Annotated in this window: 16 protein-coding genes and 1 riboswitch; of the genes, 7 read left to right on the plus strand and 9 right to left on the minus strand. The window is 67.3% G+C overall.

The features are described 5' to 3' along the window. Positions 1–104 precede the first annotated feature (104 nt). Positions 105–1,472, plus strand: a complete 1,368-nt coding sequence (locus tag N5D45_RS08720; protein WP_010487019.1) for a short-chain fatty acyl-CoA regulator family protein — start codon at positions 105–107, stop codon at positions 1,470–1,472. 289 nt (positions 1,473–1,761) lie between these two features. Here N5D45_RS08720 and N5D45_RS08725 read toward each other — a convergent pair whose 3' ends face one another. Then, complete coding sequence (locus N5D45_RS08725) at positions 1,762–3,609, minus strand: patatin-like phospholipase family protein (protein WP_057503858.1); 1,848 nt, start codon at positions 3,607–3,609, stop codon at positions 1,762–1,764. Between the two features lie 154 nt (positions 3,610–3,763). Further along, positions 3,764–3,979: riboswitch (cobalamin riboswitch) on the plus strand. 175 nt (positions 3,980–4,154) lie between these two features. Between N5D45_RS08725 and N5D45_RS08730 the strand changes: the two genes are divergently transcribed. Together N5D45_RS08730 and pncA are read left to right on the plus strand one after the other, a co-directional pair. Next, complete coding sequence (locus N5D45_RS08730; RefSeq protein WP_049409974.1) at positions 4,155–4,826, plus strand: epoxyqueuosine reductase QueH; 672 nt, start codon at positions 4,155–4,157, stop codon at positions 4,824–4,826. A 56-nt stretch (positions 4,827–4,882) separates the two neighbouring features. Continuing rightward, positions 4,883–5,509 (plus strand): bifunctional nicotinamidase/pyrazinamidase, encoded by a 627-nt coding sequence (gene pncA / locus N5D45_RS08735; RefSeq protein ID WP_049409976.1) that lies wholly within the window; start codon positions 4,883–4,885, stop codon positions 5,507–5,509. Between the two features lie 207 nt (positions 5,510–5,716). On the opposite strand, the gene purU is transcribed toward pncA, so the two are convergent. After that, the gene (purU, locus tag N5D45_RS08740; protein ID WP_029550788.1) at positions 5,717–6,568 is read right to left on the minus strand and encodes a formyltetrahydrofolate deformylase; all 852 of its coding nucleotides are present in this window, start codon (positions 6,566–6,568) and stop codon (positions 5,717–5,719) included. A gap of 114 nt (positions 6,569–6,682) precedes the next feature. On the opposite strand from purU, the gene N5D45_RS08745 reads away from it, so the two are divergent. Next, positions 6,683–7,594, plus strand: coding sequence for a LysR family transcriptional regulator (locus N5D45_RS08745; protein WP_010487028.1), 912 nt, complete (start codon positions 6,683–6,685; stop codon positions 7,592–7,594). A gap of 3 nt (positions 7,595–7,597) precedes the next feature. On the opposite strand, the gene N5D45_RS08750 is transcribed toward N5D45_RS08745, so the two are convergent. The 3 genes from N5D45_RS08750 to N5D45_RS08760 all read right to left on the minus strand — a co-directional run bounded on the left by N5D45_RS08750 (position 7,598) and on the right by N5D45_RS08760 (position 10,127). Beyond that, positions 7,598–8,698, minus strand: a complete 1,101-nt coding sequence (locus tag N5D45_RS08750; protein WP_043400603.1) for an NADH:flavin oxidoreductase/NADH oxidase — start codon at positions 8,696–8,698, stop codon at positions 7,598–7,600. A 165-nt stretch (positions 8,699–8,863) separates the two neighbouring features. Further along, a complete protein-coding gene (locus N5D45_RS08755) occupies positions 8,864–9,670 on the minus strand; it encodes an NAD-dependent protein deacetylase (protein ID WP_019337782.1) in 807 nt (268 codons plus the stop codon). Positions 9,671–9,725: 55 nt separating this feature from the next. Beyond that, positions 9,726–10,127 (minus strand): acyl-CoA thioesterase, encoded by a 402-nt coding sequence (locus N5D45_RS08760; RefSeq protein WP_004153688.1) that lies wholly within the window; start codon positions 10,125–10,127, stop codon positions 9,726–9,728. A 151-nt stretch (positions 10,128–10,278) separates the two neighbouring features. On the opposite strand from N5D45_RS08760, the gene N5D45_RS08765 reads away from it, so the two are divergent. After that, positions 10,279–10,914 (plus strand): LysE family translocator, encoded by a 636-nt coding sequence (locus N5D45_RS08765; protein WP_043400609.1) that lies wholly within the window; start codon positions 10,279–10,281, stop codon positions 10,912–10,914. A 144-nt stretch (positions 10,915–11,058) separates the two neighbouring features. Here N5D45_RS08765 and N5D45_RS08770 read toward each other — a convergent pair whose 3' ends face one another. Then, positions 11,059–12,078, minus strand: coding sequence for a ribonucleotide-diphosphate reductase subunit beta (locus N5D45_RS08770; RefSeq protein WP_005407669.1), 1,020 nt, complete (start codon positions 12,076–12,078; stop codon positions 11,059–11,061). Positions 12,079–12,223: 145 nt separating this feature from the next. Next, positions 12,224–14,626, minus strand: coding sequence for a ribonucleoside-diphosphate reductase subunit alpha (locus N5D45_RS08775; protein WP_019337780.1), 2,403 nt, complete (start codon positions 14,624–14,626; stop codon positions 12,224–12,226). Positions 14,627–15,156: 530 nt separating this feature from the next. On the opposite strand from N5D45_RS08775, the gene N5D45_RS08780 reads away from it, so the two are divergent. Next, positions 15,157–15,993, plus strand: a complete 837-nt coding sequence (locus N5D45_RS08780; RefSeq protein WP_279938756.1) for a DUF2884 family protein — start codon at positions 15,157–15,159, stop codon at positions 15,991–15,993. Positions 15,994–16,095: 102 nt separating this feature from the next. Here the strand turns inward: N5D45_RS08780 and zapE are convergent, their stop codons facing one another. Continuing rightward, on the minus strand, positions 16,096–17,196 hold the full coding sequence (gene zapE / locus N5D45_RS08785) for a cell division protein ZapE (RefSeq protein WP_029380119.1): 1,101 nt from the start codon (positions 17,194–17,196) through the stop codon (positions 16,096–16,098). Beyond that, on the minus strand, positions 17,193–17,864 hold the full coding sequence (locus N5D45_RS08790; protein WP_197616378.1) for a CocE/NonD family hydrolase: 672 nt from the start codon (positions 17,862–17,864) through the stop codon (positions 17,193–17,195). The genes zapE and N5D45_RS08790 overlap by 4 nt, the downstream gene beginning before the upstream one ends. Before the next feature lie 43 nt (positions 17,865–17,907). On the opposite strand from N5D45_RS08790, the gene N5D45_RS08795 reads away from it, so the two are divergent. Then, a complete protein-coding gene (locus N5D45_RS08795) occupies positions 17,908–18,765 on the plus strand; it encodes an EamA/RhaT family transporter (RefSeq protein ID WP_164192489.1) in 858 nt (285 codons plus the stop codon). Positions 18,766–18,980 lie beyond the last annotated feature (215 nt).

Raw genomic sequence — 18,980 nt, forward strand, 5'->3', positions numbered from 1 at the left:
CCACGGGCTCGAAAGATGCTTGGCATTATTCACAGCACCCACCTCGATTTCCGGGCTGAATCCGCTTAATCTGGCCAACACGCCAGACGATTCATGTTAATTCTGTGAATTATTCAGCCACCCAGCGTCAACTTGGCCTGCGCCTGCTGCGGCTGCGCGAACAGCGCGGCTACAGCCAGGCCGACCTGGCACGTGCGCTGGGACTGTCGGCCAGCTACCTGAACCAGATCGAGCGTAACAAGCGCCCGTTGACGCCGGCGGTGCAGAAGAAGCTGGGTGAGGTGTTGGGCGACGTTTCCTCGCTGTTCGACGAAGATGAGCCCGCCGCACTGCAGGAGGCACTGGGCGAGACCCTGCGCGACCTGGGCCTGGCGGAGGTGAGCGCGACCGAGCTGCGCGCCTTGGCCGGCAACCTGCCGCAGGTCAGCCGCGCCCTGCTGGACCTGCATCGGCGCCACCTGGCGCTGCGCGAACATGCCGCCGCCCTGGAATTCCAGCTGGGCGAGCCGGGTGCCGGCAGCACCCTGCCCGCCGGTGACCAGGTGCGCGAGTTCTTCAACCGCATGCACAACCACATCCCCGAGCTGGACGAACTGGCCGAGCGCCTGTTCGCCGAGTGGGGGCTGTCGCCCGGGCATGTGGCACCACGCCTGCGCCAGCTGCTGGCCGACCGCCATGGCGTGCTGGTGGAAGTGGCGGCGCTGCAGGCCGGGCGCGAGAAGCGCCAGTTCGATGCCGGTGCACGGCGGCTGTGGCTGCCCGATTACCTGGAACCGGGCCAGCAGGCGTTCCAGATGGCCGCCGAACTGGCCCTGCACGGCTACCTGCCGCAGATCGATGCGGTGGTGGCGCGTGCCGGCTTCACCGATGAGGCACGCATCGCGCAGGCGCGCATCGGCCTGTCGAACTATTTCGCCGGCGCGCTGGTCATGCCGTACATGCGCTTCCTGCGTGCGGCCGAGGCCAGCAGCTACGACATCGAACTGCTGGCGCATCAGTTCGGCGTCGGCTTCGAGGCGGTGTGCCATCGGCTGAGCACACTGGCACGGCGCAGTGCGCCGGGGCTGCCGTTCTTCTTCATCCGCGTGGACCGTGCGGGCAATGTGTCCAAGCGCCATTCGGCCACCGATTTCCATTTCTCGCAGGTGGGTGGGTCGTGCCCGCTGTGGATCGTCTACGAGGCGTTCAACCAGCCCGGGCGCATCCTTACGCAGACGGCGCGCATGCCCGATGGGCGCCGCCATTTCTGGCTGGCACGGCAGGTCAGCAGCGGGCCGGTGGGGCATGGCCAGCCGCGCAAGACCTTCGCGGTGGCGCTGGGCTGCGACCTGCAGCATGCCGAGCGGCTGGTGTATTCGCTGGGGCTGGATGTGCAGAGCCCGGGCAATTCGGTGTCGATTGGCCCGGGCTGCCGGGTGTGCCCGCGCGAGGACTGCATGCAGCGCGCGTTCGCGCAATTGCCGGGGCGGTAGGGTTGGTTCGGCAGGGCTGCGCCCTGCACCTGCCGAAGCCGAAGCCGAAGCAACAGCAACAGCAAAAGCTGGCGTTCCGTGGGATGGCGGGGCGGTGTCGGATTGCGGGGACGCCGTGAACCCGTCCCTGGGGGCTTGGCCGCGGCATCCATGCCGCGGACACCCCGCAATCCGACACCACCCCGCCTTCGACAGTTTCCTTCCATCTGTCGGAACGACGTATTGCTCTGGTAGGTGTCGACCTTGGTCGACACGGTGGATCCACGCAAGGCGTGGATCTACTACCGGGTCAGTAGATCGGCGTCACCTTCATCTGCGGCAACGGGCGCGGTGCGCCGTCGGTGAGGTCGGGGCCGAGGTCCTCCCAGCTGCGACCCTGTTCGACCATCAACCCCCACAGCTGCTGCGAGGCCAGCCGCTTGTCTTCCGAACCCAGCTTGTATGACGGTGGCGTCGGCTGGCCAGTGGCAACCATCGCGTACGCCGCGCGGTAGGCCAGCACCTGCTGCGCCGGGTCATCGGTGCGCGCCACTTCCAGCGTGTAGCGCTGGTAGGCCGAGGCCAGGTTGCGCCAGCGGATCCAGTAGTGGTTCTCGAACGAGAATGAGCAGAAGCGCGCGCCCGCCAGGCTGCCCTTGTCGGCGATGCGGGTCAGCACCTCCTGCGGCATGTCCAGGTTCATGCCGCCTTCGTCGCCCTGCAGGCTGACGTGCACGATGCGGTCGCGGTAACCCGGCGCGCGCGCCTGCAGCAGATCGCGCCAGTTCTGCATGGTCGCCACCACCGCGAACAGGAAACGCCCCAGTTCCGCGGCCGCCAACGGCGTGGCGATCGACTGATAGGTGCGCTGCCAGCCATGACGGTTTTCGGTGGGCAGGAACACCGCGTGTTCCAGCGACTGGCGGCCGCTGCTGCCGTGGCCCACCTCTTCAGCGTGCTGCGGGTAGACCAGGTTGATGGCGAAGGTCGGCCAGCGCGGCAAGGCGGCATCGAACAGATGGATCGGGAAGTTGCTGCTGATGCCGCCATCGGAGAACCAGCAGATGCGGAAGGCGGTGATCACCGGGCCACAGGTCTGCCCGGCACTGGTCAGCCCTTCCATGCTGTCGGCCACGTTGTGCTCCTGGTCGGCGGCAGGCGCGGTGGGTTCGCAGCGACGCTCGCGCCGCGAGGGCTCATGCAGCGGCACCGCGCTGATCAGCAACGGGAAGCTCAGGCTCATGCGCGTGGCCACCAGCACCGGCAGCTTCGGGCCCTGCGGCAGGTGGTAGTACCGTCGCCCCTCCACCTCCAACGGCGGGCCAGCTTGATCCACCAGCCACTGCACCACGCTGGACGGGAACAGCTGCTCGAACTCCTCGCGCAGGAACCAGAACTGCGCGCCACCCAGCGGCAGCGTACGCGGCTCGTTGTGCGACACGCAGGTGGTGATCATCTGCAGGCTGATCGCATGCGGGCTGTCCGGCTCGCCGGCATAGCGCGGTGCATCGTGCAGGTCGGCGAAGGTAAGCGGTGCATCCAGCGGCTTGCCGGACAACTGCTGCAGGCGCTCGTGCAGCCACTCGGTCAACGCCGGCTTGCGTGCATCACGGCCGAGGCCGCTGCACAGGCCCAGCAGATTGCGCCGCGCCACCCGCGCCACCCGCAGCGCGGCACCGGCCACGCCGGCACCGTAAGCGCACAGCAGCGACGGCAGCAGCGTGGCGGCCACGCCGCTCCAGCCACCACCCCACCAGCCCAGGCCGAGCAGCAGCGCCAGCGACACCAGCACTTCCAGCGGCGCGATCTCGAACACGGCAACGGCCAGGCACAGCAGCTTGTGCGGCAGGCGGGCATTGCCGGTCAGTACCACCAGCAGCCGATAGGCCGCACGCGCGCCCCGTGCCGGCTGGAACAGGCTGTAGATGAAGCCGCGCCGCGACAGCTGCGCCGACACCGCCGACAACCCGCCATAGCCGGCATCGCCAGGCAGGTGCTCGCCCGCCTGCTGGCGGCGATCACCGCAGGCTGCCGCGGCCGCCACCGCCGCAGCGATGGCGCCGGCCGAGGTGCCGCCGATGCTCTTGAAGCGATACTCGCGCGCCAGCGCCAGTACCGCATTGGGGTACACGATGCCGCTGGTGATGCCGCCTTTCATGACCAGATCGCAGTACTTCGCCGCCACGAGCCACCTCCCGTCTGTCGATGCACAGTATGGCAAGAGGGGCTCTCACAGCCTGAGAAACGAGCCACAGCCCTGCGCTTTGATTGGCCCTTGACCATTGGCCTCGACGCGTCCACCGTGGGCACGCCGAAGGTATCCCGGCCGTGGCATTGATGGCGGCCGGGATTTAAACGGGAATCCGGTGAAGGCGCCTCGCGCGCCCATTCCGGAGCTGCCCCGCAGCGGTGAATGGAAACGAATCCTGCCAACAGCACTGGGCTCGCGCCTGGGAAGCGGCAGGTAGTAGGTGGGCTGCGGCCCGTGTCCATCAGCCCGAATACCGGCCCCGGCCGGGGGACACGACCGTCCCCTGATTCGACCTGGAATCTCCGCGGGGAGGTTGCCGGGGCCGTCGTTGTCCTGCGCGTGCAGGCGATGCGGCCGCGCGCGTCCTTTTCACGGTATCCGGCCAGACCTGTTCACCCACGCGCTGATGCATGGGCCACCGCCGTTGCCGGCGGTCCATGCGGTACCTGACGATGACCGAGCTCCAACGTCCCACCCTGACCCTGCCCGCCGACGGCAAGCGCCTGCTGCTGCATTCATGCTGCGCGCCCTGCTCCGGCGAAGTGATGGAGGCGATCACCGCCTCCGGGATCGACTACGCGATCTTCTTCTACAACCCCAACATCCACCCGGTGAGGGAATACGAGCTGCGCAAGCAGGAGAACATCCGCTTCGCCGAGCAGCACGGCATCCCGTTCATCGACTGCGACTACGACACCGACAACTGGTTCAGCCGTGCGCGCGGCATGGAGAACGAGCCCGAACGCGGCATCCGCTGCACGATGTGCTTCGACATGCGTTTCGAGCGCACTGCGCTGTACGCGCACGAACACGGCTATGACACCATCAGTTCTTCGCTGGGCATCTCGCGCTGGAAGAACATGGCGCAGATCAACGACTGCGGCATCCGCGCCGCGTCGCGCTACGAGGGCCTGCAGTACTGGGACTACAACTGGCGCAAGGGCGGCGGTGCCAGCCGCATGATCGAGATCAGCAAGCGCGAGCAGTTCTACCAGCAGGAGTACTGCGGCTGCGTGTACTCGCTGCGCGATGCCAACCGCCATCGCCGCGAGAATGGCCGTGAGCGGATCAAGATCGGCCTGCTGTACTACGGGCAGGACGCTGGGACGCCGCAGGGCGATTGACCTGTGCCGCCGGGGCGGCCACGCTGGTCGCCCCTTCACGTTGTAGTGGACCTGCCATGACCGCCCTGCCCGCCGATGTCGCCCTGCTGGTGATCGACCTGCAGCCAGACTTCATGCCCGGCGGTACGCTGGCCTGCGACCAGGGCGATGCGCTGGTGGTACCGATTGCCGGTCTGCTGGCGCAGCGCCGCTACCGCACCGTGGTGGCGACACAGGACTGGCACCCGGCCGACCATGCCTCGTTCGCCAGCCAGCACCCCGGCCAACGCCCCTTCGAGACCATCCTGCTGCACGCGCAGCCGCAGACCCTATGGCCGGACCACTGCGTGCAGGGCAGCGCCGGTGCCGCCCTGCACCCGGGCGTGGACTGGACCGTGGCCGACCTGATCCTGCGCAAGGGCACGCGCCAACAGGTGGATTCGTACAGCGCCTTCCGCGAGAACCATGGCCCCGATGGCGAGCGCCCAGCTACCGGCCTGGCCGGCTGGCTGCACGAGCGACGCATCCGCGAAGTGCATGTGTGCGGCCTGGCCCGCGACTACTGCGTACTGTGGAGCGCGCAGGACGCGGTGAAGTCCGGCTTCCGGGTGAAGTTCCTGTGGGAGCTGACCCGGCCGGTGACCGAGGCCAACGATACGATGGTGCGCGAGGCGCTGGGCAAGGCGGGGATTGCGATCATCTGACGGGCGACCGCCGGGCATGGCCCGGCGCTACCGCGCACGTCGCTTATGCCGCTTGCGCGCTCCTGCCCACGACAACACAATCGATTCATCCAGCCCCCCAACTACGCCCCCCTACAGATCGCGGGACGGCCGAACCGGGGGCTTTTCACTGGATGAAATCAGGATTCGGTAGTGCCGGGCCATGCCCGGCGGACGCGGGATGGGCGATTACCGGAACACCACCGTTCGGTGCCCGTTGAGCAGGATGCGGTGCTCCACATGGCGGCGCACCGCGCGCGCCAGCACCAGCGATTCGGTATCGCTGCCCAGCCGCACCAGTTCGCGCGGTGCCATCGCGTGGTCCACGCGGGCCACGTCCTGTTCGATGATCGGGCCTTCGTCCAGATCCTCGGTGACATAGTGCGCGGTGGCACCGATGATCTTGACCCCGCGCGCGTGCGCCTGGTGATACGGCTGCGCGCCCTTGAAGCTGGGCAGGAAGCTGTGGTGGATGTTGATCGCACGGCCGGCCAGTGCGCGGCACAGCGTGGGTGACAGGATCTGCATGTAGCGCGCCAATACCACCAGATCGATGCGCTCGCGCTCGACCAGGTCGATGATCTGCTGCTCCTGCACCGCACGCGTGTCGGCGGTCACCGGCAGATGGTGGAACGGCACCTGGTAGGACGCGGCCAATGGCGCGAAATCGGCGTGGTTGGACGCCACTGCCGCGATGTCGACTTTCAGCTGGCCGCTGTGGGCACGGAACAGCAGATCGTTGAGGCAGTGCCCCTGCTTGCTGACCAGCACCAGCAGGCGTGCGCGGCGGCGGCCATCATGCAGCTGCCAGTCCATGCCGAAGCCTTCGGCAAGCGTGGCCATGGCGGCGTACACGGTCTCCAGCGGCAGGCTGGCATCGCGGTCGAAGTGCACGCGCAGGAAGAAGCGGCCACTTTCCTCGTCACCGAACTGCTGGGCGTCGAGGATATTGCAGCCATGGTCGAACAGCAGGCCGGACACGCGGTAGACGATACCGGTACGGTCGGGGCAGGACAGGGTGAGGATGGAATCGGGGCGCATGGCTCGAGTGTAGGGCAGCGACCTGCCTGCCGGATCGATGGTCACCGATGCAACCGACCTGCTTGGTTCAGTCCCAAGCGATACTTGGAACTCCCCGTGGCAAGCTGGTCGGTCATGAACCTGTTGCAACTGATCCGCAGCTTCACCCGCACCGCAGAGACCGGCAGCATTGCCGCCGCGGCCCGCATCCTTGGCATCAGCGCCACCGCAGTCGGCCAGAACATCAACCGGCTGGAGGCGCATCTGGGGGTACGGTTGCTGAACCGAAGTACGCGCCAGCTGGCCCTCAGCGAGGCCGGCGCGCTGTACCTGGCGCAGGTGCGCCACATCGAAGCCGACCTGGCGCGCGCGCAGGCGATGGTCACTGCCGGTGACATCGAGCCGGCCGGGCCGCTGCGCATCGCCAGCAGCAGCGCCTTCGGTCGCCATGTGCTTGCCCCCTTGCTGCCTTCACTGCAGCAGCGTTACCCACAACTGCAGCTGGAGCTGCGCCTGACCGACCGCGCCGTGCAGCATGGCCCGGAAGCGGTGGATGCCAGCATCCGCATCGGTGCGCAGCTGGAAGATGGCGTGGTCGCACGGCAGCTGGCACGCGTGCCCTTCGTGTTCTGTGCCTCGCCGGCCTATCTGAAAGCGCACGGCACCCCGCAGCAGCCCTCCGAGCTGAGCGGTCATCGCGGGCTGCTGCACCGCTTCCCCACCGATGGCCGGCCGCTGCGCTGGGGCCTGCTGAAGGATGGCCAGCGCGTGGACGCCGCACTGCCGCCGAGCATGGTCTGCGATGACATCGATGCACTGGCAACGCTTGCCGCGACCGGTGCCGGCATCACCCGGCTGGCCGCATTCGTGGCCGAGCCCTACCTGCGCGATGGCCGCCTGCAGGCGGTGTTCGGCGCCGACACGGCGTGGCGCCCGGAGCCGATGGAGGTCTATTTCTGCGTCAGCGACCGCCGCGACTTCACCGCCAAGATCCGCGCGCTGTTCGAGCACCTGCAGGCCGGCATGGCGCCGGCCTGGCGGGTGTGAGCCTCAGCGCGCCTTGAACACGCCGCGCGCGTCGCGCGGCTCGCAGCGCAGGTACTGCGGCGCCGGTTCCACGCTGTCGCGCAGCGCGGCGGCGGCATGCCACGGCCAGCGCGGGTCGTAGAGGATGCCGCGCGCCAGGGCCACGGCATCGGCGTGGCGATGGCGCAGGATCGATTCGGCCTGCTCGGGCTCGGTGATCATGCCCACAGCGATGACCGGCATGCGCACCTTGGCCTTGATCGCCGCCGCGAACGGCACCTGGTAGCCCGGGCCGACGGTGATCTTCTGGCGCTCGTCCAGGCCGCCGCTGGAGACATGCAGGAAATTGCAGCCGCGCGCGTCCAGCACCTGGGCCAGCGCTTCGCTCTGCACCAGATCCCAACCACCGTCGACCCAGTCGCTGGCGGAAATGCGTACACCCACGGCGACCTTGTCGGACACTGCCGCACGCACCGCGTCGAACACTTCCACCAGCAGGCGCAGGCGGTTCGGCAGCGAGCCACCATAGCCATCGGTGCGGCGGTTGCTCAGCGGCGACAGGAACTGGTGCAGCAGATAGCCGTGCGCGGCATGCAGCTCGATCAGCTCGAAGCCCAGGCGCTCGGCGCGCACCGCACTGGCGGCGAAGGCGGCGATGACCTCGGCGATGCCGGCCTCGTCCAGTTCCTGCGGTGCCGGATCGCCGGCATGGAACGGCAGCGGCGACGGCGCCACGGTGGACCAGCCACGCGCATCATCGGCTGGCAACTGGCCGCCGCCGTCCCACGGGCGCTTCACCGAGGCCTTGCGGCCGGCGTGGCCGAGCTGGATGCCCAGCGGCATCGGCGACCAGCGGCGGACGCTGGCCAGCACCTGTGCCAACGCGGCTTCGGTACCGTCGTCCCACAGGCCCAGATCGGCCCAGCTGATGCGGCCGCGCGGCTCGACCGCGGTGGCTTCCAGGATCAGCAGGCCAGCGCCCGACTGCGCCAGGTTGCCCAGGTGCATGGCGTGCCAGTCGCTGGCGCGACCGTCTTCGGCGGAGTACTGGCACATCGGCGCGATGACGATGCGGTTGGACAGGGTCAGGGGGCCGAATGAAATCGGCGAGAACAGCTGGCTCAAGACGGTGATGAACGACGTAGGGGGTGCGTATTGCACCGCTGCGCGGCTCGCGGATCAACCATCTGGATGGATCGCTGTTTCGCGGGGACGCATGATGGGTAGCGCCGGGCCATGCCCGGCGAACGTGCGGCGCGGCACCCCGTTTCCGCCGGGCATGGCCCGGCGCTACCCGGTAACGAGCCCTGCCAGCGCCTCGGCGCAATCGCGCTCGTCCTTGAACTGCAGCAGGTCGTCGGCACGGGTGCGGCCGCGGTTCAGCGCCGCCACCGGCAGCCCTGCCCTGGCCGCCGCCTGCACGAAGCGGAAACCGGAATAGACCATCAGCGAAGAACCCACCACCAGCACGGCGTCTGCCTGCTGCAGGTGCTCATGCACCGCTGCCACGCGTTCACGGGGCACGTTTTCGCCGAAGAACACCACGTCCGGCTTCAGCAGGCCGCCGCAGGACGGGCAATCGGGCACCACGAAGCTGGAGAAATCGGTCTCCAGATCGGCATCGCCATCCGGGGCGATACCGGCCTCCAGCGCGTCCCAGCCCGGATTGGCGTCCAGCAGGCGCTGCTGGAAGTCCTCGCGGCCGCTGCGGCGTTCGCAGCCCATGCAGCGCACCCGATCCAGTCGGCCATGCAGGTCGATCACGTTGCGGCTGCCGGCCCGCTGGTGCAGGCCGTCCACGTTCTGGGTCAGCAGCACCTGCAGCTTGCCGCGGCTTTCCAGGGCAGCCAGGGCCTGGTGGGTGCCATTGGGCCGGGCCAGGCCGAAGCGCGGCCAGCCCAGCAGGCTGCGCGCCCAGTAGCGCTGGCGGGTGGCCGCCTCGCCCATGAAGGCCTGGTAGGTCACCGGCGGCGTGCGTTTCCACTGGCCGTCGGTATCCCGGTAATCGGGAATGCCCGAGGCGGTGCTGCAGCCAGCGCCGGTCAGCACGAACAGGCGCTGGGCGCGGTCGATGAAGTCGGTCAGTGGCGGGGTCATGGCTGCCAGATGGGGGCGCGGCGGCGCCCCCGCAAGCGCCGGTCCGTTGGCCGGGTCAGGCCGCCGGCAGCGGTGGCACCGCGATCGGGTGGCCTTCCTCGTCCAGCGCGATCATCACGAAGTGGCCGCGGGTACACAGCTTGCGCTCGCCGCTATGCAGGTCTTCGGCGACCAGCTCCACCTCGACCTTCATCGAGCTGCGGCCGACTTCGACGATGCGGCCGATGGTCTCGACCATCTGGCCGATGCGGATCGGCAGCTTGAAGTCGACCTGGTCGCTGCGCGCGGTCACCACCGTGCGGCGCGAATAGCGGGCGGCGGCCAGGAAGGCCGCCTTGTCCATCCACGCCAGTGCCTGCCCACCGAACAGGGTGCCGAGGTGGTTGGTGTGGTTCGGGAAGACGATTTCGGCCATGCGCACTTCGGTGGGCGGCACGGTCTCGGGGATCGGGGTCATGGGGGTGCTTCGGTGTGGGGTCCGGTAATTTTATGCGACCGGCGTGACGGCCATCGGAACGCATGTGCAATGGCCACCCGGCAGCGGTGCCTGCGCAGGCCCCGCCCATGGCAGGCGCTACACTGCGCCACGCCCACCGCCAGGACCACCCATGCCCGCCACTTCCGACCTTCTGGCCTTTGCACTGGTCTCGCTGGCCATGGTGATCACGCCCGGGCCGAACATGATCTACGTCATCTCGCGCTCGATCTGCCAGGGGCCGATGGCGGGACTGATCTCGCTGGGCGGGGTGGCGCTGGGCTTCGTGTTCTACATGCTGTGCGCGGCGCTGGGCATCACCGCCCTGCTGATGACGGTACCGTTCGCCTACGACGCGCTGCGCATTGGCGGCGCGCTGTACCTGCTGTACCTGGCCTGGCAGGCGCTCAAGCCGGGTGGCCGTTCGCCGTTTGCAGTGCGCGACCTGCCGCAGGACAGCCCGCGCAAGTTGTTCACGATGGGCTTCCTGACCAATCTGCTGAACCCCAAAGTGGCGGTGATGTACCTGTCGCTGCTGCCGCAGTTCCTGCACCCGGACAGCGAAGGCAGCGTGCTGATGCAGTCGATCGTGCTGGGCTCCACCCAGATCCTGGTCAGTGTCAGCGTGAATGGCATGATCGCGCTGACCGCTGGCAGCATCGCCGGCTTCCTGGCCGCGCACCCCACCTGGCAGATGGTGCAGCGTTGGCTGATGGGCACGGTACTGGCCGGGCTGGCGGTGCGCATGGCGGTGGAAGGGCGGCGATAGCCGCTCTTTGTAGAGTCGGGCCATGCTCGACTGATCTTCGCGGACAGCAGTCGAGCATGGCTCGACTCTGCAAAAGCCAGGCGCGCAACAAAAAACCCCGGCGATCGCCGGGGTTTTTCGTTGCGACAGGCTTGACCGGTTCGATCAGAAGTTCATGTCGAAGGCCACTTCGCCCTGCACGCCGACCTGGTAAGCCGAGACGCGGCGTTCGAAGAAGTTGGTCAGTTCCTGCACGTCCTGCAGTTCCATGAACGGCAGCGGGTTGCGCACGTTGTACTTCTTTTCCATGCCCAGCTTGGCGAAATGCTGGTCGGCGCAGTGCTGCAGGTACTGGCGCATGTCGCGGGTGGAAATGCCGGCCACGCCGCCGGACAGCACGTCCTCGGCGAACTGCACTTCGCACTCGATCGCCTCGGCCAGCATGTCGTAGACCTGCTGCTTCATCTCTTCGTCGAACAGGTCCGGTTCTTCCTCACGCACCACACGCACCGACTCGAACGCGAACTCCATGTGCGCGCTCTCGTCGCGGAACACCCAGTTGGTGCCCGAGGCCAGGCCCGGCAGCAGGCCACGCGAACGGAAGTAGTACACGTAGGCGAAGGCAGCGAAGAAGAACAGGCCTTCGATGCAAGCGGCGAAGCAGATCTGGTTGAGCAGGAACTGGCGGCGCTGTTCGCGGGTCTCGATGCGGGTCAGGCTCTGGATCGAGTCGATCCACTTGAAGCAGAAGTCGGCCTTCTTCTTGATCGAGTCGATGTTCTCCACCGCCGAGAACGCCTTGGCGCGCTCTTCCGGATCCGGCAGGTAGTTGTCGAGCAGGGTCAGGTAGAACTGCACGTGCAGCGCTTCTTCATACAGCTGGCGCGACAGGTACATGCGCGCTTCCGGCGCATTGAGGTGCTGGTACAGGTTCAGCACCAGGTTGTTGGACACGATCGAGTCGCCGGTGGCGAAGAACGCGACCAGCCGGTGGATCAGGTGGCGCTCACCCGGCGACATCTTGCTGTGCAGGTCGGTGATGTCGATCTGGAAGTTGATCTCTTCCACCGTCCAGGTGTTCTTGATCGCGTTCCTGTACATGTCATAGAACTGCGGGTAGCGCATCGGGCGCAGGGTCAGTTCAAAACCGGGATCGAGCAGCATCTGCTTGGGCTTGTCGGCCATGGGTGTTTCCTTGAATTCTCGGGTCAAAACGCCGGGCGTGGCCCGGCGCTACCTTGGTGTTTCCGTGCTGCAGCCGAGCATGGCTCGGCTCTACAGGTGCGAGGTGTTCGAGTGCCGACCAACGGTCGGCACCCACCGCGCGGTGTTACTGGCAGGCCTCGCAGGCTTCCGGGTTTTCCAGCGAGCAGGCGATGGCTTCGTCCGGGCTGAACACCTTGGCCGGGGCCGCGCTGCTCACCGTGGTCTTGGCGATCTTGGTGGCCGGGCGCGAACGCAGGTAGTAGGTGGTCTTGATGCCCTGCTTCCAGGCGTACATGTACATGGAGGACATCGCGCCGATGTTCGGGCTTTCCATGAACAGGTTGAGCGAGGCCGACTGGTCGATGAAGGCGCCACGCTCGGCGGCCATGTCGATCAGCGAGCGCATCGGCAGTTCCCACGCGGTGCGGTAGACCTCGCGCAGCGTTTCCGGAATCTGCGCCACGCCGGCGATGGAACCTTCGGCCAGCTTGATGGCATCGCGCATGTCGGCGGTCCACAGGCCCAGCTTCTTCAGCTCGTTCACCAGGTAGCGGTTGACCTGCAGGAAGTCACCGGACAGGGTCTCGCGCTTGAACAGGTTGGACACCTGCGGCTCGACGCACTCGTAGCAGCCGGCGATCGAGGCGATGGTCGCGGTCGGGGCGATCGCGATCATCAGCGAGTTGCGCAGGCCGTGTTCCTTGATGCGCTCACGCAGAGCATCCCAGCGTGCGGTGTCTTCCGGCACCACGTTCCAGGCGTCGAACTGCAGTTCGCCGCTGGCGGCACGGGTGTCGTTGAACGACGGGTGCTTGCCGCGTTCCTGGGCCAGCTCGCAGGAGGTTTCCAGCGCGTGGAAGTAGATCGCTTCGGCAATCTTCTTCGACAGGGCGCGGGCTTCGGCGCTGTCGAACGGCAGGCGCTTGCGGAAGAACACGTCCTGCAGGCCCATGCAGCCCAGGCCGACCGGACGCCAGCGCAGGTTGGCGCGGCGGGCGGTTTCGATCGGGTAGAAGTTCAGGTCGATGACGCGGTCGAGCTGGCGCACGGCCAGGCGCACGGTCTCGGCCAGCTTCTCGAAGTCGAACTCGTTGTGCTCGTCGAAGTGGTTGCCCAGGTTGATCGAACCCAGGTTGCACACCGCGGTTTCATCGTTGGAAGTGACTTCCAGGATTTCGGTGCACAGGTTGGACAGGTGGATCACGTTGCCCGGACGCAGGGTCTGGTTGCTGGCGCGGTTGCACTTGTCCTTGAAGGTCATCCAGCCGTTGCCGGTCTCGGCCAGCGTACGCATCATGCGGGCGTACAGCTTGCGGGCAGAGATGGTGCGGTTGGCCTTGCCCTGCGCTTCGGCCTGCAGGTAGGCGGCTTCGAAGGCTTCGCCGAACAGGTCGGTGAACTCCGGCACCACGCGCGGATCGAACAGCGACCATTCCTGGTCGGCCTCGACGCGCTTCATGAACAGGTCCGGCACCCAGTTGGCCAGGTTCAGGTTGTGCGCACGACGGGCTTCGTCACCGGTGTTGTCACGCAGCTCGAGGAAGTCCTCGATGTCGGCGTGCCAGGTTTCCAGGTACACGCAGGCCGCGCCCTTGCGCTTGCCGCCCTGGTTCACCGCGGCCACGGACGAATCCATGGTCTTCAGCCACGGCACGATGCCGTTGGAGTGGCCGTTGGTCGACTTGATCAGCGAACCACGCGAACGCACACGGGTATAGCTGACGCCGATGCCGCCGGAGAACTTGGAAAGTTGGGCGATGTCGCCGTACTTGGCATAGATCGACTCCAGCGAGTCCTGCGGCGAGTCCAGCAGGAAGCACGAGGACAGCTGCTCGTGGGTGGTGCCGGAGTTGAACAGGGTCGGGCTGGACGGCAGGTAGTCCAGGTTGCCCATGCGCTTGTACAGCGCCAAGGTCTCGGACACGTCCTCGCTCAGCGCGCTGGCGATGCGCAGGAAGAACTGCTGCGGGGTCTCGATCACCTTGCGGGTGTGCGGGTGGCGCAGCAGGTAACGGTCGTACAGGGTACGCAGGCCGAAGTAATCGAAGTTCAGGTCCAGCGAGATGTCGATGGCATCGTTGAGCTTGCGTGCGTTGGTCTGCACGAAGTTCAGCAGGCGGTCGTTGATCAGGCCGACTTCATGGCCACGGCTGACCGACTGCGAGAAGGCGTAGATTTCCTGGCCGGAGACTTCCTTGGCGATGTAGTTGGCCAGCAGGCGCGCAGCCAGGCGGCCGTATTCGGGCTCTTCACCGATCAGCAGGGCGGCGGTGCGGATGGACAGTTCGTCCAGCTCGCGGGTGGTGGCGCCGTTGTACAGGCCGGAAATGGTGCGGGTGGCCACGCGCATCGGATCGACGGCGTGCAGGCCTTCGGAGGAACGCTGCACCGCGCGCACGATCTTGTTCAGGTCCACCAGTTCGGTCGTGCCATTGCGCTTGGTCACACTCATCGCGTTGGCCGTCGGCGGCGACGTCAACAGGAATTCGCTTTCCTTCTCGATGGTGGCGCTGGATTCGGTGGTCACGGCGTGTGTCCTCTTGGCGTGATTGGTGGGTGCTCGATGCATCGGGTGACGCAGCCCGGGACATGACAGCCCAGGATGGCAGGACGGCGTCGCAGGGGATGAGACCCTGCGCCTGCCACTGCCGTTGGCGATCGCGGATGGGTACCCCGGGCATCCCCTGGAATTGGGGTTGCTGCGACCGACGGCCACAAGATAGTGGGGGTAGTGGGGTCCGTCAACGCCAAATGTAGTGAAATTCGGCAATCCCTTGCGCCGCAAGGATCGTGCCATCGGCGCCCGGATCAGACGCTTCAGACCTGCCGGAACGGGCTGCGCAGTCAAGCCCGAAAGGCGTCATTGCGGTGGTACAACGCACCGCGAAAACGGAACAATGACAGCTTCACATGACAGTGATGAAACTGGCTAGGGACAACCCTGTGGATAGATGGTGGGCAGCCGGTGGGAATCCGGTGGACGGGTGACTTCCGGCCGGTGACGCCCGCGCGCTGACGGCGGATGCTGGCCGCTCGCTCCCGGAAAAGGATGCTCCGATGCACCTGTGGTTGCCCGCGCTGGCCCTGCTGCCGGCCCTGTTCATCGCCCCGGCGCTGGCCGCCGAGGGGCTGGACCTGCGTTCGGACCAGTGCGGCATCCATACCGACTACGACGTGCTGGTGGACAGCGGCGGCATCTGGCTGCGGCACGGCCCGCAGGCGCCGCATGAAGTGGTGTTCCACGACGGCGAGCTGAGCCTGGACGGCAGGATGGTCACGGTCAGCGCCGCCGACGCCGCCCGCCTGCGGCAGATGGAGGCCGGTGCCCGCCAGTTGATGCCGGCGGCCACCGCACTGGCCCACGAAGTCTCCGGGGTCACCTTCGATGCGCTGGACGCTGCCTTCGAGGCCATCACCGGCAAGTCCCGCAACCGCCAGATGCGGGCGATGCGCGGCGAGATGCAGGACTGGATCGACGCCAGCCTGGGCCGCGGCTACTGGGAACAGGAAGCCTTCGGCGACGGCTTCGACGCGCACATCGAGCAGATGGCCGAGACGATGGCCGGGTCGATGACCCGCAGCGTGCTGTGGCAGGTGTTCACCGGCCGCGCCGGGGCCATGGAGCGCCGCGCCGATCGCCTCGATGCCGAAGTCGACCGCCGCATGGAAGCGCGCAGCCAGCAGCTGGAAGCCAAGGCAATGGCCCTTTGCCCGCTGGTGCGTTCACTGGCAGAGGCCCACGATGCGCTGGAAGTGCGCTACCAGGGACAGCCACTGCGGCTGCTGGAGCGCGGCGAGAGCGTTCGGGTGGAGCACGGCAGCGGCTCGGGGCTGCATGTGTCGGCCGGGCCGGATGAGCGGCCGTTGGGGAGCGCGGTTGCGCCCACCCGATAGCCGCGCCGTGCTGTCGTAGAGCCGAGCCCACGCTCGGCTGCTTTTCGGCACATCATGCAAAGGCAGCCGAGCGTGGGCTCGGCTCTACAAACGGCACTACCCTCACGCCCGGTGCGGGGTGCCCAGGTATTCGGCGCTCTGCATTTCGATCAGGCGCGAAGCAGTGCGCTCGAACGCGCCCTGCAGGCGCTGGCCGGTGTACAGCTCGATCGGCGAGGTGCTGGCGGTGCAGACCAGGTTGACGTGGCGGTCGTACAGCTCGTCGATCAGGTTGACGAAGCGGCGCGCGGCATCTTCGTTCAGGCGGTCGAATGCCGGAATGCCGCCCAGCAGCACCGTGTTGAACTCGTGCGCGATCTCGATGTAGTCCGAGGGCCCGCGCGGGCCCTCGCACAGCGCGGCGAAATCGAACCAGGCGATGCTCTTGCCGCGGCCACGGACCGGAATCTTGCGACCCTCGATCTCGATGTTGCCGGCCTTGGCCGGCTGGCCGCCACTCAGCTCGTTCCAGCGCGTGGCCAGCCACTCATCGCTGTCGGCCGCCAGCGGTGCGCGGTACACCGGCGAGCGGGTCAGCGCGCGCATGCGGTAATCCTCGGTGCCTTCGGCGTACAACTCGACGCAGAAGCGCTGCAGCAGGCCGATGGCCGGCAGGAAGCTCTCGCGCTGCAGGCCATTGAGGTACAGGTTCTCCACCGCCGTGTTGGAGGTGGTGACCAGGGTCACGCCCTCGGCGAACAGGCGCTCCAGCAACCGCGCCAGCAGCATCGCATCGCCGATGTCGGTGACGAAGAACTCGTCGAGCACCAGCACGCGCAGGTTGCTGCGCCATTCCTGGGCGATCTTCGCCAGCGGGTCGCTCTGGCCCTGGTGCTCGCGCAGGCGCTCGTGGACGCTGCGCATGAAGCGATGGAAGTGGGTGCGGTACTTCTGCTTGATCGGCAGGCCGTCGTAGAACAGGTCGACCAGGAAGGTCTTGCCGCGGCCGACGCCGCCCCAGAAGTACAGGCCCTTCACCGGCTCGGGCTTTTTCCAGAACGAGGACAGGCGGTCCAGCCAGCCGTCCTCGGCACTGTCCAGCAGGCCCAGGTGGATGCGGTCCAGCTCGGCCAGCGCCGCATGCTGGGCCGGGTCGTTCTGCCAGTCGCCACGGGCGACCCCTTCCGCGTACCGCTGCGACGGGGTCAACTCGGTTGCACTCATGCCGCTGCGCCCAGCCAATGTTTCACGCCGTGGGTCAGCGCGCCGCGCAGGTCGATCAGCTTGCGGTGGAAGAAGTGGCTGGTCTCGGGCATGCGCACCAGCTCATGCGGGAAGTCCAGCGTGTCCAGCCACTGGTAGACGGCCTGCGGGTCGACGATCTCGTCCTGCTCGCCCTGGATCACCAGCCAGCGCGCCGGCGGTGCGATGCCATCGAAATCCCAGCGACCGGCCGGCGGCGCGATCGAGATCAGCGCTTCCGGCTGCAGCGCGGCAGCGGCCTTCAGCGACACGAACGAGCCGAAGCTGAAACCGGCCAGCCACAGGCGGTCGTCCGGACGCTGGCTGCGCACCCAGGCGGCGACGGCCTTCAGGTCATCCTGCTCGCCCACGCCGTGGTCGAACTCACCGACCGACGCGCCAACACTGCGGAAGTTGAAGCGCACCGTGGCGATGCCCAGCTCGCGCAGGGTGGTGGCGGTCATGGTGACCACCTTGTTGTGCAGGGTGCCGCCCTCGGTGGACAGCGGATGGCAGACGATGGCCACGATCGGCTGCACCGGCGCGTCGGCCTTGGGCAGGTCGACGACCACTTCCAGCGGGCCGGCCGGGCCGTCCAGTTCGAGGCAGGCGGTTTCGCCAGGGGCGACGGGGAACGAAGGCTTGTGCATGGCACCATGATACCGTCCCCTGCCCCCGCCCTGTGCCCGCCCCATGCTCTACCTGTCCTTGGCCGTGATCTGCAGCGTGCTGGTTTCGGTGTTGTTGAAGCTGGCCAACCGCCGCCAGCTGGATGTGGCGCAGATGGTCACCTGGAACTATCTGGTGGCCGCGACAATGACGGCGATGGTGCTGCAGCCGCCGCTGGATGCACTGCGCGCGCCGCATGCGCCGTGGCTGTCATTGCTGGCGCTGGCGGTGGTGCTGCCGTCGATCTTCCTGGTGCTGGGCCGCGCGGTGGCGGTGGCCGGCATCGTCCGCAGCGACGTGGCGCAGCGGCTGTCGCTGCTGCTGTCATTGGCCGCCGCGTTCCTGTTCTTCGGCCAGACCGCCACGCCGTGGAAGCTGGCCGGGCTCGGCCTGGGCCTGCTGGCGATGGTGGCGATCAGCCTGCGTCCACGCGGACCGGCGGTAGCGTCCTCACCCGGCGGCTGGGGCTGGCTGCTGGGCGTATGGGCGGGCTTTGCGGTGGTCGACGTGCTGCTCAAGCAGGTGGCGCTGTCCGGCACGCCGTCGATGGCGGCGGTGCTGGCCAGCTTCAGCGTGGCCTTCGTGCTGATGCTGGCGCTGCAGCTGTGGCGGCATTTCAGCGGCCGTAGCCGGCTGGCCTGGCGCAACCTCGGCGCGGGTGCGCTGCTGGGCCTGCTCAACGGCGGCAACATCCTGTTCTATGTGCATGCGCACCAGTCGATGCCGGACAGCCCAGCCACCGTGTTCGCCGGCATGAACATCGGCGTGGTGGTGCTGGGTGCGCTGGTGGGCGTGTTCGTCTTCGGCGAGGCCACCACGAAGTGGAACCGTGCCGGTTTGGCGCTGGCGGTGCTGGCGATCGGCTTGATCGCCTGGGGGTGAGCGTTGGTTGCGGCGGGCCATTTCCGCGCCCGCGGTGGGATGTCACTTTTCTTTTCGCGCGAAAAGAAAAGTAACCAAAAGAAACGCGCCGCCAGCCGCGAGCCGGTGCTGTGCACCGGTTCCCTGCGCTTCTCGGTGAACCAGGGGACGGCGCCGAACTCGCTGCGCTCAGACATCGGCGCCTCTTCGCCCCTGATTCACCTGCGATGCTCGGC

The sequence above is a fragment of the Stenotrophomonas sp. GD03819 genome (assembly GCF_029841665.1).
In the GTDB taxonomy this organism is placed as follows: Bacteria; Pseudomonadota; Gammaproteobacteria; order Xanthomonadales; family Xanthomonadaceae; genus Stenotrophomonas; species Stenotrophomonas geniculata.